At 70.6% G+C, this 13,617-nt stretch carries 7 protein-coding genes and 1 tRNA gene; 5 read left to right on the forward strand and 3 right to left on the reverse strand.

Annotated elements, in window-relative coordinates; all coding sequences use genetic code 11:
- Window positions 1–234 precede the first annotated feature (234 nt).
- The 5 genes from B207_RS0119615 to B207_RS0119635 all read left to right on the forward strand — a co-directional run bounded on the left by B207_RS0119615 (window position 235) and on the right by B207_RS0119635 (window position 9,969).
- On the forward strand, window positions 235–4,299 hold the full coding sequence (locus tag B207_RS0119615; protein ID WP_407671436.1) for an nSTAND1 domain-containing NTPase: 4,065 nt from the start codon (window positions 235–237) through the stop codon (window positions 4,297–4,299).
- Entirely contained in the window at window positions 4,292–6,391 is a 2,100-nt protein-coding gene (locus tag B207_RS34635) for a serine/threonine-protein kinase (protein WP_018638310.1), read from the forward strand. Before B207_RS0119615 ends, B207_RS34635 begins: the two co-directional genes overlap by 8 nt.
- Window positions 6,392–6,553: 162 nt before the next feature.
- Window positions 6,554–8,884, forward strand: coding sequence for a hybrid sensor histidine kinase/response regulator (locus B207_RS0119625; protein WP_018638311.1), 2,331 nt, complete (start codon window positions 6,554–6,556; stop codon window positions 8,882–8,884).
- 107 nt (window positions 8,885–8,991) lie between these two features.
- A complete protein-coding gene (locus B207_RS0119630) occupies window positions 8,992–9,762 on the forward strand; it encodes a hypothetical protein (protein WP_018638312.1) in 771 nt (256 codons plus the stop codon).
- A gap of 134 nt (window positions 9,763–9,896) precedes the next feature.
- A tRNA-Glu gene (locus B207_RS0119635) sits at window positions 9,897–9,969 on the forward strand.
- Between the two features lie 141 nt (window positions 9,970–10,110).
- Here B207_RS0119635 and B207_RS0119640 read toward each other — a convergent pair.
- The 3 genes from B207_RS0119640 to darT form a co-directional block, all read right to left on the reverse strand.
- Window positions 10,111–10,344 carry a site-specific integrase gene (locus B207_RS0119640; RefSeq protein WP_018638313.1) on the reverse strand — a complete coding sequence of 78 codons (234 nt, stop codon included), beginning with the start codon at window positions 10,342–10,344 and terminating at the stop codon, window positions 10,111–10,113.
- 815 nt (window positions 10,345–11,159) lie between these two features.
- Window positions 11,160–12,236: a type II toxin-antitoxin system antitoxin DNA ADP-ribosyl glycohydrolase DarG gene (gene darG, locus B207_RS38590; RefSeq protein ID WP_230205119.1), complete on the reverse strand. Its 1,077-nt coding sequence runs from the start codon at window positions 12,234–12,236 to the stop codon at window positions 11,160–11,162.
- A 25-nt stretch (window positions 12,237–12,261) separates the two neighbouring features.
- Window positions 12,262–12,894 carry a type II toxin-antitoxin system toxin DNA ADP-ribosyl transferase DarT gene (darT, locus tag B207_RS38595; protein WP_154675488.1) on the reverse strand — a complete coding sequence of 211 codons (633 nt, stop codon included), beginning with the start codon at window positions 12,892–12,894 and terminating at the stop codon, window positions 12,262–12,264.
- Window positions 12,895–13,617 lie beyond the last annotated feature (723 nt).

The raw sequence follows: 13,617 nt of genomic DNA on the forward strand, positions 1-13,617 counted from the left end.
ATTTGGATCTTTCGCCGAGAAGCGGGTGAGTTCATGGCATCCCAGGCGCCCGGCTGCGAGGAGGAACCGGACGCGGCTCGGCCGGGAACGCCGGCGCCGGCGGACCGGTCCTTGCAGCCTCGAGCGGCTGCGCCAGGCGGGCAGGCGGAGGACGGCGCTACTCGGCTGATCGGGAACCCGCCGGCGCCGCCGCCGGGTGCGGAGAGCTTCGTGCCGGACGCCGCCCACCGGCCTGTGGTCCTGCCCACCGGGGCGTCACCTGCGGGGAACACCAAGGCAGCCGGCCCTGAGGGTACGGAGGGTCCTGAGGGTACGGAGGGTACGGAGGAGGACGTCAGAGCGTGCCCGTATCCGGGGCTGCGGGGGTTCGACGAGTCCAGCGGGCAGTGGTTCTTCGGCCGAGAGCGGATGGTCTCGGATCTGGTGGCAAGGGTGGCCACGACCGCCCGCGCCGGCACCTGGGCTCAGGATCACACCCGGGCCCAGGCCTCGGCCCACGTCCGAGGCCACGGGCAGGCCTCCGCCGAGGCGGCGTGGCACGGGCCGCTGGTGCTGGTGGGTGCTTCGGGGTCCGGGAAGTCGTCGTTGCTGCGCGCGGGGCTGCTGCCGGCGCTCGCCGGCGGGGCGCTGGCCGGTTCGGCCGATTGGCCGCGGCTGGTCATGACGCCCGGGGAACGTCCGCTGGAGACCCTCGTCCAGCGGACGGTCGAGGCGATCGGCATGCCGGCGATGGCGCGCCTGCTGCGCGACAGCCTGCGCGGGGAGCCGGAGCGCTTCGGCGAGGTCATCGGCGAGCTGCTCACCGGACGTCCCGCGGAGGACCGCCCGGCCGACGGACGGCCACCCGATGGGCGGCCAGCCGACGGGCGGCAGCCGGACGGCCAGCAGCTTGACGGGCGGCGGCGAGTGGTCATCGCCGTCGACCAGTTCGAGGAGATCTTCACCCAGTGTGATGATCAGGCCGAGCGGGAGGCGTTCGTCCGGGCGCTGTGCTCGGCCGCGGCGGGCGGGGGCGACGCCGTCGTGGTGCTGGGGCTGCGGGCCGACTTCTACGGTCAGTGTGCGGCCTTTCCTGAGCTGGTGGAGATGCTGCAGGTCAATCAGGTCGTGGTGGGGCCGATGGCCGCGGGCGACATCCGCGAGATCGTGGTGCGGCCGGCGCGTGCCGCGGGACGGGACGTCGAGCCGGGGCTGGTGGAGCTCGTCCTGCGCGACCTCGGGGCTGTCGTGTCTCCGCCTCCGTTGGAGGGAGCGGGTTCGGGGGACGCCGGTGACGGCGGTGACGCGGTGGCGGGGTTCATCGCCGATCCGGGAGCGCTGCCGCTGCTGGCGCACGCGCTGCGCGCGACCTGGCTGGCCGGGCCCGGTGACACCCTCACCGTCGCGGACTACCTGCGGGTCGGCGGGCTGACCGGCGCCGTCGCGCAGACAGCCGAGGCCGTCTACACCGGTCTGGACGCCGAGGCGCAGCAGGCGGTGCGCCCGTTGCTCATGCGGATGATCCGGATCGGGGAGAACGGGGCGGACACCCGGCGCCGGACGAGCCGGGCGACGCTGCTGGCCGAGGTTCCTTCGCCCGCCGCGGCGTCCGCGCTGGACGCCCTCATCGCCGCCCGCCTCGTCGAGGCCGACGCCGGCGACCACTTCGCCGCGGGAGCAGCGGCCGGCGCAGGTACCGGCGCAGGTACCGACACGGGTACGGACGAAGCCGGGCGGGGCAGCGTGCAGATCGCGCACGAGGCGCTGGTGCGGGCGTGGCCTCGGCTGCGCGAGTGGCTGGACATGGATCGCACGGGGGCGGTGGCGTTGCAGCAGCTCGGCGATGCCGCCGAGGTGTGGGAGCGCGGGGGGCGTGACCCGTCCTACCTGTTCTCGGGCAGCCGGTTGGCGGCGGCGCGGGAGTGGGTGCGGGAGGCGAGCGGTGATCGCGGGCTGTCTCCGGTGGCACGGCGGTTCTTCGAGGCGAGTGTCGCGGCGGAGGCGGAGCGGGAGCGGGCGGCGGCGCGGCGGGGTCGGCGGCTGCGTCGGCTGGTGGCGGCGCTGGCGGTGTTGCTGCTGGTGGCCGCGTCGCTGGCGGGGCTTGCCTACGAGCAGAGCGTGTCGTCGGCGCGGGAGCGGGATCGGGCGTTGTCCCAGCGCATCGCCACGCAGGCGCAGGCTGCGCGCCGGGACAATCCGGCGTTGGCGGCACAGCTCAGCCTGGTCGCGCTGCGCACGGCGGACACACCGGAGGCACGCGGCGCCGTCCTGTCGGCGTTCAACGGGGGTGCGGGCGTCCCGTCCCGTTATCCGGCGCATGGGAGGTCGGCGGGCGCGGTGGCGTTCAGCCGGGACGGGGCGCTGATCGCGATGGGGAGCGACGACTGGACGGCGACGCTGTGGGATGCGCGTGATCCGCGGCGGCGGACGCCGCTCGCCCGGCTGCCGGACGAGCGGGGTGGGGGGCACGGCCGGGCGGTGAAGGCGGTGGCGTTCAACCGGGACGGCTCGGTGCTCGCCACCGGCGGCGCGGACGGGCTGACGAAGCTGTGGGACATCACGGACCGGTCGGCGCCGCGGCTGCTGGCGACGCTGCCGAGGGCGGGTGTCGAGGTGTACGGCCTGGCGTTCGACCCGGTGGCCGACCGCCTGGCCGTCGGCGGCTACGGGAACACCGCCCACCTGTTCGACGTCTCGGACCCGGGACGTCCGGCGAAGCTCGGTGAGCTGTACCTGCACCTGGCGCCGGTGGTGGCGTTGGAGTTCGCCCCGGACGGCCAGTTCCTGGTCGCCGGGGACAGGGGCGGCTCGGCGCTGGTGTGGTACGTCGGTAATCCGTCCAGACCGTTGCCAGTGCAGGTCCTCGTCGAGGATGGCGGGCCGAGCCTCGATCAGGCGGGCGCGGTCCGGTCGGTGGCGTTCGCCGACGACGGGCGGACGGTCTACACCACCGGGGAGAGCGGCTACGTCCGCCGGTTCACCGGTCCTGATCTGCTGAACCTGCGGTTCGCCGGGCGGGGTGGCACCGGGGAGTCGGAGATGACGACAGTGGCCGCGGCACCGTCCGGCGGGCTGGTGGCGGTCGCCGGGCCGCGGTTCCTGGGGGCCTCGCTGTACGACCTCACTGCCGGCGAGCGTCCGCTCACTTTTCTACAGGAGGGGCCGAACGTCTGGGACGTCGCCTTCAGCCCGGACGGGTCCCGTCTGGCGACGGCGTCGTCCGACGGGTCGCTGCGGGTCTGGGAGGTCCCCGGCCCGGCGCTGATCGGGCGGGACGGTGAGCAGCAGGAGGTGGCGGTCAGCCCGGCCGCGGACCTGGTCGCGGTGACCACGGACACCGCCGTCGAGCTGTGGGATGTCACCGACACCTACGCGCCGCGGGCCCGCGGAGTGCTGCGCGACGCCGTGGTGGACGAGTTCGATCCGACCGGTTCGGCCGCCTTCAGCCCGGACGGGCGGACCCTCGCCGTCGGCACCGCGAGGAACATCGTCTTCTATGACGTCGCCGATCCGGCGCGGCCGGTGCGGATCTCGGCGGTGGCGGGTCCGCTGGGTGGCACGTCCCGGGTGCTGTTCAGCCCGGACGGGCGGACCCTCGCCGTCGGCGGGTTCGTGGCGGCTCCGGCGCCGGCCTTCGAGGTCAGGGTGGAGCTGTGGGACGTCGGTGACCTGGCCCGCCCGCAACGGCTTTCCTCGACGGTCGGGCACCGCTCGGTCGTCCGCTACCTCGACTTCTCGCCTGACGGGGCGTCGCTGGTGTCGGTGGCGGACCGGTCCGTGCGGATCTGGGACGTCTCGGACCGGCGGCAGGTACGGCCGCGGGCGGAACTGCCGGAGTTCCCCGGCGGCGTGTGGGAGGCCCGGTTCGCCCCCGACGGACGGACGCTGGCGGTCGGCGGTGCCGGCCCGTTCGCGACGCTGTGGGACGTGACCGACCTGGCCGCGCCCCGCCAGCTCGCGGACCTGCCGGGACACACCATCTCGGTGCTCACTGTGGCCTTCAGCCCGGACGGGCGGTATCTCGTCACCGGCAGCAACGACAACACGGTACGGGTCTGGGACGTCACGGACCGGGACGACCCGACGCTGGTCGAGCGGCTGGCCCGGTCGTCCGGGGCGGAGGCCGGGGTCGGCGCGATCGCGTTCACCCGGGACGGGGAGCGCCTGGTGGGTGTCGTCTACACCGAGCCGGGTGTGGTCTGGGATCTCGACCTCGACCGGGTCCGGGCCCGGATCTGCGAGCGGGCCGGGGTGGGCATCACCGAGTCCGAGTGGCGCCAGTTCGTCCCGGATCTGTCCTACGATCCGCCATGTGACTGATCGCCGCCGTCGGCGAGTCGAGGCGGCGCTGCCCGGCTACCAGGTGCTCGGCGTTCTCGGGTCGGGCGGCTTCGGGGTGGTGTACGAGGCCCGCCACCTGCGACTGGAGCGGCACACGGCGGTCAAGGTCCTCGTCCTGCCCGACGCCGGCGAAACGGGCGGGACGGGCGGGACGGGCGGGACGGGCGGCGAGGGGTTCGCGGCCGAGGCGCGGCTGCTCGCCCGGCTGCGCCACCCACACATCGTGGAGATCTTCGACTACGTCGAGGCCGACGACCTCTGCATGATCATCATGGAGATGTGTGCCGGTGGGACGCTGCGTGCCCGCGCCGCGGACGGCCTGCCCGTGGCGGACGCCGTCGGCTTCGGCCTGGCGATCGCCGCGGCCCTCGACGAGGCACACCGCCACCAGGTGATCCACCGTGACATCAAGCCGGACAACATCCTGTTCACCTCCCCCGTCGACGGCACCGGCACCAGCGCCTCGGGCACGCGAGGCACCCCGGGCACCCCGGGCACCCCGGGCACCCTCAAGGTCACCGACTTCGGGGTCGCGAAGCTGGCCGCGGGCACCGTGGGCGGGGCCGGGCCGCACACGATTGTCGGCACCCCGGCGTACATGGCACCGGAGCAGTTCAGCGGTGCGGCGCTGAGCCCCGCGACCGACCTCTACGCTCTCGGCGCCGTCCTGCATGAGCTGCTCACCGGACGGCGGCCGCCCAGCCCGGGCGCGATGCCGCCGGCGATCGGCGCCGTCGTGCACCACGCCCTCAACCCTGACCCGGCAGCCCGTCCAGCCAGCGCGCTGGACCTCGCGCTGGCCCTGGCCCGCGCGGCCGTACGCGACCTCGGTTCGGGCTGGCTGCGCACGTGTTCCGCTTCGCTGCACATTCCGGACGCCGTCCGCACCGCGGCGACTGCTGCTGCGGCGACTGCTGCTGCGGCGACGACGGCCGTGCCGGCGGCGGTGACCATTCCGGCGCCCGAGGCGACGGCGCCGGCCGATTCCAGCCGGGGCAGCTGGTGGCCACGACGCCACCGGTCGGAACCCGGAGCCGAGCCAGACCGCCGCCGCGGCAGCTCCCGCGACCGCCCCCGCGGCTCCCGCGCTGGCTCCCGCGCTCCGGCCACCGGCAGCGGGACGTCCGGTGTCGTGCACCTGGCGGTGGACGGGCCGCTCGGGCTGGCGGTCGTCGCCGGGCCCGGCAGTGCTGGGAGCAGCAGTGCCGGGAGCGGAGGCATGCTGTACGTCTCGCAGCCGCTGCTGCATCGGGTGATCCGTGTCGACAGCGCAGCCGATCCGGTGGTACCGATCCTGGTGGCCGGGTCGGGGCGGGGCGGTCACTCCGGTGACGGGGGCCCGGCGACGGCGGCGGACCTCGACAGCCCGGCGGGTCTCACGGTGGCCTCCGACGGTGCGCTACTGATCGCGGACCAGTTCAACGACCGGATCCGCCGTGTCGCCCCGGACGGGACGATCACCACGATCTCCGCGTCCCTGCCGTTGCGCCGGCCACGGGCCGTGACCGTGGCCGCGGACGGCGCGCTGCTGATCGCGGACACCGACGGGCACCGCGTCTGGCGGCTCGCCCCGGACGGATCCACCGCCGAGGTCCTCGCCGGCACCGGCTCCCCCGGTTTCTCGGGGGACGGCGGCCCGGCACGGCACGCGGCGATCGGACGGCCCGCATCGCTCGCGGTGGACCAACAGGGACGCCTGTTCCTCGCCGACCCGGAACACCGGCGGGTGCGCTGCGTCGAGCCGGACGGGCGCATCCGGACGTTCGCCGGCACCAGCTACGGGGGCCGCCCCGCGGCCGAAGGCGCCGCCGCGGCCAGCACCGACATCGGCACCCCGACCGGTGTCGCGCTCGCCGACGACGGGACCGTCTATCTGGCCGACCCGTCCGGCCATCGGGTCCTGGCGATCCGCGTGGACGGAACCGTGCGCGTGGTGGCGGGCGGGCCCAGCCCGATACCGGTGCGGGACCCCAGGCAGGTCACCGCCGGGCCGGACGGACAGCTGTTCATCGCCCAGCCGGGCCAGCGCCGGATCACCGTCATCGCACCGCCATCGCCCCCACCAGCCTGAACGCCTGACGCCACCCGTCTGGCGCAGAAGACCACGGGCGGGACCACAGTGGTCTGTATTCCGCCCGAACACGGAACGGAGCAGGATGGGCCCCGTGGGGGATTCCGTCACCAGAAGTGCCTACTCGCGCACGCAGCCCACTCTGGGTCGAGGCGCCGGCCCATGAGCGGCTCGGCGACGTCCACGCTGGCGAACGCCGCAACGACCCTCGCGTATCTCGCGATCTGCCTGTCGATCGCCCGCGGCCTGTGGCACTCGGGTCAGTGGCGTAACAACCCGCTCGGCCTGGCGACAGCCGCGATCTTCTTCACGTGCGCGATCGGCCACGGCTCGCACATCTTTCACGACCCGCACCACACCAGCCATGGTGGGCACGGCGTCACCGGCGGAACCGGCCTCGGCGGGACCGATACGTCCACCGGGACCGATACGTCCACCGGGACCGGCACGTCCACCGGAACCGGGGTGGCGGCCGAACCGAGCCTGGTCGACATCCACTTTCTCGCCACCAGCTGGGATGTCCTGACTGCCACGGTGGGCATCTGGTACTGGACGTTACGCGGCAGGTTCCCGGCGCTCGTCCGTGGCGCCGCCCTGTTCGAGGATCTCCGGCTCCGAGAGGCCACCCAACGGACACTGCGCGAAAGCGAGGAGCGCTACCGCGAGATCGTCGAGACGACCTCCGACGGCGTCGTCCTCCTGAGCGCCACCGGTGAGATCACCTACTGCAACACCCAGTTCACCGCACTCGTCGGGCGACCCGCCCCCGGCACTCCTTTCATTGACCTCGTTCTGGACGTCGACCGGGCCGAGGCCCTCGACGCGCTCGACGCCATCCGCGGCGGTGCGGCCCGCCGGCTGGAGGTGCGGCTGAGACACAGTGAGGCACGGACGGTCTGTGCCCAGGTGGCGCTGACCGCCCGGGTCAGCCCCTCGGGCGCCGTCGACGGGACACTGGTGATCGTCACCGACGTCACCGAGCAGAAGAACATCGAGGCCCAGCTGCGCCAGGCACAGCGGCTGGACGCCCTCGGGCAGCTCGCCGGCGGCATCGCGCACGACTTCAACAACCTGCTCACCGTCATCGACGGGTACGCCACCCTCGTGCTCGCGCGCGGCGACCTCGACGGCGGCGTCCGCCAGGACCTGACCGCCGTCCGCGACGCCGCCGCGCGCGCCACCGGGCTGACCAGCCAGCTCCTCGCCTTCTCCCGGACGAGCGACGTCCGGCCCGGGCCGGTCGACCTGAACGACCTGGTCCGCGGGCTGGAGGCCATGCTGCGCCGGCTCATCCGCGAGGACATCGACCTCGTGGTCATCCCCTCGCCACGGCCGGCCGTCGTCCGGATCGACCGGGGCAAGCTGGAGCAGGTACTGGTCAACCTGGCCGTCAACAGCCGCGATGCGATGCCGGAGGGCGGCCGGCTGCTCATCCGGGTCGACCTCGTCGACGGGACCACACCGGCGTACGGCTTCACCGCGCCTCGCGGCACCCTCACCCAGCCGTTCGTCCGCCTCACCGTCGCCGACACCGGGCACGGCATGCCGGACGACGTCCGCGCCCGCATCTTCGAGCCGTTCTTCACCACCAAACCACCGGGCAGCGGCACCGGGCTGGGGCTCGCGACCGTCTACGGGATCGTGCGGCAGGCCGAGGGCACCGTCGGCGTCGACTCCGTGCCGGGACTCGGCGCCACCTTCCGCGTCGACCTGCCGGCGTCGTCCCACACCCGCCCGGACAGCCCGCCCGGCGGTTCACCCGGCGGTTCACCCGGCGCCGCCGGAGCCGACGGCGCCGTCGGAACTGCCGGTCAGCTGGCCGCAGGGGCGTCGGACGGCAACGTCGCCGGCCTGCGGCCTGCTCACTCACGGGAGATCACGCCGGCGTGGCCACTGCCCCGCGACGACCGGCGGGCCAATCGCGGGCGGGCGACCATCCTGCTCGCCGAGGACGACGACGCCGTGCGCGAACTCGCCGAACGGGTCCTGCGGGCCGCCGGCCACCTCGTGGTGTGTGCCGCGGACGGCCGGATGGCGATCGATCTGGCCCGCGGCCTGACCCTCGTCGACCTGCTGGTCACCGACGTCATCCTGCCCGGCCGCAACGGTCGCCAGCTCGCCGAGGAGCTGACCAGGATGTTCCCCGGCCTACCGGTCGTGTTCACCTCCGCCTACAGCCGCGGCATGCTCGCCGGCCACGGCGCCAGCCTCGGTGTCGGCTACCTGCCCAAGCCGTTCACCCCCGACGTCCTGGCGGAGGCCGTCCGGGTGGCGCTCGACGCGCCGGACCCACTGAACGCCCTCGACCGCCGCGATCCGCCGGACCGTTCGGACCCCCGGGATCCCCGGGACCCACCGGATGGCCGCCGGTCAGACAGCCACTCCCAGCCGGGACCGGCGGCAGGCATCCCCTCCGCCCGGATTCCACCGATTCGCCTACCCAGCACACCGCCAGGTCGACACAGGGAGCGACGAACCAGGCGTGGCCCGTAGTAACTGGGCTTTCAGTGGCCTCTTCCCATCCAGACAAACTTCGCCGCTCCTCACAGAGGGCGCCGTTTCGCCTCCACGGACGACACGGAAGGCACGAGAATGGGGGTGTGAACAACGGGAGCGCACTGACGCGCGCAGCCGTGTCCAACTTCGTGCCCAGCATCCATGCCTTCGCGTTTGTCAATGCCTTCCCCCGCCAGCCGGTCCTGCGGATCCCGGTGGCCGGCCTGGGCTCGATCCCGATCGGGGACGCGAGCCGAGGCCTGTGCGGTGGAATGATCTATACCGTGCGGGACCTGTTCGAGTTCGGCCTCGCGCCCCCGCCGGCGTCCAGCCCGCCCGCCGCCGAGACACCGCTGTACCGCTACCTCGTCCGGCGGCTGTTCGACAGCTTCGACGGCCCCCGCGGGGTCTACCGCTACTACCGCCTGATGAGCGCCGCCGACACCGACACCGAGCTCGCCCGCGGCCGGCTGCGGCTGCCCGGCGCCTCGTCGACCAGCGTGGCGAAGGAGTGGCCGCTGATCCGCCACGACCTGGACCGCGGCCTGCTCAGCCCGCTCGGCATCATCACCACCCGGTCGGCCGACCCGATGCGGCTCGGCCTGAACCACCAGGTCCTCGCCTACGGCTACGAGCAGCGTGGGCGCCGGGTCACCCTGCGGGTCTACGACCCGAACACCCCGCGGCCCGCGGCGGACGACGTCACGCTGTCCTTCGACGTCCTCGGCCCGGCAGGCGCCGCCGCGCCGCTGCGCATCGAGCACACGATCGCGATCGGCGGACGTCCCGTCCGCGCGTTCTTCCGCTCCCGCTACCGCCGCGCCGACCCGCGACCCGCGCTCACCCCGGGCTGGGAGATCCTCCGCCGCCGCTGAACCGGGCCGATCCGTCGAGACCGAGCGATCCGTGCCGCCGGCGGCGTTTGTCGGCGGCACGGCCGATCGCCTATGCTTACCGGTGTTCTGATGCTGGGCGCTGCGGTGGTCACCCACCTCATCCCCGGTTCGCGGCCCCCATCGTCTAGCGGCCCAGGACGTCGCCCTTTCAAGGCGGTAGCACGGGTTCGAATCCCGTTGGGGGCACACTCCGATCATCAGCTAGAACCCCCGTCCTACCAGGGGGTTTGACCTCGCTGAACCTCCTTTGGCTGTCCGGCCGTGTCCGGTTGGTACCGGCGGACTCCGGCGGTCCGCGCCGAAGTGGTGCCGAAGTCCGCCGCTCCCCTACCCGCAGTCGGATCCGCCTCCTGGATCCGGTTCGGCAGGCTTCCAGCCGAGGGCTTCCTCGATCCGGCCTCGCATGCGGACCTCCTCACCGTCGAGGCACTTCGCGTAGATCTTGAAGAGTACGTCGACACCGTGCCCCGCCCAAGCGGCGACCAGCGTCGGGGGAACACCGGCGTTCAGCCACGTGGACACCGCGGCGTAGCGGAGGTCGTACGGCGTCTTCGCGAGCACCGACGCGGCGACCTCGGCTGTTCTCCGGCCGCCGTCACGAACAGCCGGCCGCCGGGGCCAGACCCCGAACAGCCGAAGATGGCGGTGCCCTGTCTGCGAGGCGAGCGGGGCTGTCGCGGCAAGCGGGGCATCAGGGGAGATGGCCCCCCGCCTCCTGGAGGCCTGCGAGACCCGCCGGGGGGCGCCGGGGGGCGCCGGACCCAGCTGGGTCCGGAACCGCCAGGACCGACTCGGCTACCGCTGTGGAGGCGGAGGCCATCTCCCCTATGACGGGCCCTGCCGACCCAATGGGCGCGACGACCGATCTGCTGATAGCCGGCGGGGCAGCCGTGCTCGCCGGCGTGATGGGCATCGGTGAGCGGACAGAACACGGCCGCCGCCGTTCTGGCCGCGGTTGGGGTACTGCTACCGGTCGTGGCACTCCTCGCAGACAGGGCAACTGCTCGCTCGGGTGACCTGGACATCGAGAAGGTGGCCGACCGGCTTGCCGACCTTGTCCGCGACCAGTGGCCGAGGGGCGAGGCCATGGCAGCCTCGGGACCCTGCAGGGTCCAGCTGCCGAGGGCAGAGGCTACCTGTGGGCACAGGGGAATCCCCGCGTCGAGCGCACAGGGCATCACGGCCTTGGATGCGGGCGGGGCCAGAAGGGATGCGACGAGCGGTTACCTGGTCTCGAAGACGGATGATCGGATTCGCCGATCGGCCGACTCGGTACTACTCGGCTAACCATCCGCACGGGGTTACCGCTCTGGCCCGGCCCACAGGGCAAGCCTGGTGCAGGAGACGTGGCGAGAGCGAGTGGCCATCGCCAAGGCTCAGGATGGGGATGGGGATGGGGATGCTACGAGACCACGTCGAGCGAGGTGAGCATGTGCCGCGCGCGCGTGCTCGACATCGAATATCTCGCTTTTCCTGGTCGACCAGGAGCGTACCGCGGAAACTACATCACCGGCGTTCGCCGCGTTGCAATGAGCACTGGTGTAGTGGACCGTGGCGAGAAGCTCCAACCCCCAGGGAAACTCGTAACCAGCGATTGTTCGCTGAAGTTCCTCTATAGCTAGCCAATAGTCACGGTCCCCGTCGAGGAGATCATGCGCTTCGCGTACAGCCTGCGGATCAAGTGTCAGGACCGCTTTGCTACCCGAACTGCCATCACCGAAGCCTTTGATGAAGTGCCCTTCAAGGCTTGAGATCAGCTGGTTCAAAGCTTCCGAATAGGGACCGTAGTGCCCGCGGGCGAACTTCATCCCTACAGGCCAACCAGATTCCTGGAGAAGGTAAGCGATCTTGTGCGCCTCAATTAGTGAGATTCGCGCTTCTATCGAGAGACCCGACGCCATGCTGACTACGATGTAGCGTTCGAATGCGAGCAAGATGGCAGCCCGAATCCTTGTCATCCTGGGCCTGGGAGTTCGTACAGGCATCGAGGCTGAATCGGGTGCGCCCGCCGGCCTGTAGAGGCGGACGTCGACATCGGAGAGCGTGGAAAGCGAATCCACAATGATCGGGCGAACTTCCGACCATGCTAGTCCGCCGTTCCCACACCCCAACGGAGGCACCGCGATCGATGATATATTCAACTCACGAATAACCCTGACGAGATCAGTCAGCCCTTCGGTGATGCTTGTAATGCGAGATTTCGACTTCCAATGCGACTTCGTCGGGAAGTTGATGATGTAGTAAGGGCTGCTCAGGCTATCCAATTTTGACACGAACATACGGCCAAGCTGAACCTCGCCATGGCTGCACGCGGCACTGTAGGAGTCGTAGTTCTCAGGGAAAGCCCTCTTGAACTGGAGGGCAATACCCTTCCCCATAACACCAACAGTGTTGACTGTATTGACCAGCGCGTCCACGTCCGCGGCGAGAAGATTGCCCTCCACCTCAGTCACTGGCATCGCGTCCCCTCCAATCCTCCTAGTAGTACCAATTATCCCTTACCGCAACCGGTGTGGCTGCAGGTACACAGGCTTGCGCCTGAGCTTTGTAAAAATCGCTTTTAACTACAATACCCCTGACGCAACTCCATGGCAACTCCCCACGAACGAGAAATTCCGCCATTCTGCGGCGCATGCGATCGCCGTCTTCGACCGTATCTCTCCACATAATTTCCGTCATAATCTGCCAATCAACAGCATCTTCCAGCTGTTTTCGATCATTGAAGTGCCGCGTTACACCGGCGGCACAGTTTCCGTCACTACCCACCCACCGAAGGCCGGCCTGTTGAACAGTGCCGATCGTCGTTACGATGTAAGCCAAGGGATCCTGGCCCCCGTCATACCCGTCCACGTTCCCTTTATAGATCTTGTAGAGCATCGGAGAACGTGGCGCGTAATAAAAAGGGACGTATTCGCCTACTACACCGTAGGGGTCAACCCGAACAGGCTTCGCTCGCCGGTGCTCTTTGATATCCCTGTCTGCGCATTCGTGCACGGCCGCACCTTCAGCCTTCAGCCTGACGTCGGCGCGCAGGCCGCCGTCTCGGACAATGGACTGCAGATTGGCCACATGCGTGAAGTGCATGACAGTTCGATCGACAAGATCCGCCACGAGGGCACAGTACGCCCGACCATGCCGAGGCTCGGCCTCAGGGTCGCATCCAGGGAGGAAGTACCCGAACGGTGGTACTGGAGTGACCCACTCAGGTTCATGGACCCCTCCCCGGTTGTGACGCTACGAGGCGCCGCGCCCCACAGTCTCTGGGAATATCGCACATCTGTTCGCCTCGAGGGAGGCTTCAGGGCAGTTTTACCCGATTTAGCCAATAGTACCGTTGACAGAATGCATGTAGATCGCGACCTTGAGTCACCGAAGTGACGCTCGTCGACGAAGGGGTTGGCCTGAGTAACCATGGCGACCAGGTGTATCCGCGTCTGCACGTGGAGGCACAGTTCCTCCTCCTTAGATCTCAAGATCTACAGAAACTGCGCGGGTCCTCGACGCTCGCTCTGTCGTAGGACGGAGGAGTGTCCCCACACGACGAGCCGGGCCACCAAGCGCTCCGCGCGATGTCCCGACGGCCGGCACCACGAAACTCCAAGCGACTGCGCGGGGTCCCGACGGAGCGCGGGCTTCGACCCCAACTCTTCATGATCACGCCAAATACGTGCCGAAACTCGATCCGCAGATGGTCGCCATTCGACAAAAGACCAGTTCAGAAGGGGTGCAGTGACCGGGTGTCCGTCGCCCTTTCAAGGCGGTAGCACGGGTTCGAATCCCGTTGGGGGGCACACTCCGATCACCAGCCAAAACCCCGCCCCGCCAGGGGTTTTG

It is taken from the genome of Parafrankia elaeagni, assembly GCF_000374165.1.
In the GTDB taxonomy this organism is placed as follows: Bacteria; Actinomycetota; Actinomycetes; order Frankiales; family Frankiaceae; genus Parafrankia; species Parafrankia elaeagni.